An 819-nucleotide genomic window follows, 5' to 3' on the forward strand; every position below is an offset into this window, starting at 1 on the left:
ACCTTCCCGCCAAGAGTTGTCGGCATCCGCACATGTGTATAAGAGCCAGAATGACCGCCTGGCAAGCGCCGGTCAAGTGTTGCAGGGCAGAAAACACGTGCCGTCAGCGGCGGCCAACGCCGGCGAAAATGGTGGCATCAGAGACGATGCAGGCCACGCCTGCGTTCAGCCGGCATGTTCGGCGATCGCCTGCGGCGTACGGTGTGCGTGCGCTCACCACAGCACGCCGGCAACCAGGCAGCCGATCGCAATGGTTTCCAGCAGGGTGGGCCAACGGCGCTGCCAGGCGAACCCATACAACAGCGCGAACAGGGTCTCGAACACGATCATCTGTCCGGTCAGGGTCAGCGGCAGCAGCCGGCTGGCGCGGTTCCAGCAGGCATTGCCAAGCAGCGAGGCGATCACCGCAACGCCGGCGCTGACCATCCAGAACAGTCCCCACTGGGCCGGCGCATGCACGCTGCCATCGAACACGAACGCCGACGGCACCAGCAGCAGCGCCAGGGCACCGGTGACCACGCCGGTGAGCAGCGACCAGTCGTGTGCGGACAGGTCTGGACGACGGGCCAGCCAGCGGCTGTTGCCCACCGAATACGCCGCCCATGAAAGCAGCGCGCCGAAGGCACATACAAGGCCCAGCACGCGCTGCCGCCACGGCGTCTGCACATGTTCGGACACCAGGGCTTCGTACCCCACCAGCGCCACGACCAGCAGGCACAGCAACAGCGCCAGCGCCAGTTGCCGCAGCTGCACCGCGCCTTCTTCGCGCACCGCGACCAGGGTCACCACAACCAGAATCAGCCCGACCATCAGCGCAGA

At 66.3% G+C, this 819-nt stretch carries 1 protein-coding gene; it reads right to left on the reverse strand.

Annotated features, from left to right (window positions below; genetic code table 11):
- Positions 1-213: 213 nt before the first annotated feature.
- Positions 214-819 (reverse strand): DMT family transporter (locus ABB28_RS17575; protein ID WP_152983517.1); only part of this gene is annotated, 606 nt, incomplete at its 5' end.

The sequence above is a fragment of the Stenotrophomonas chelatiphaga genome, from assembly GCF_001431535.1.
In the GTDB taxonomy this organism is placed as follows: Bacteria; Pseudomonadota; Gammaproteobacteria; order Xanthomonadales; family Xanthomonadaceae; genus Stenotrophomonas; species Stenotrophomonas chelatiphaga.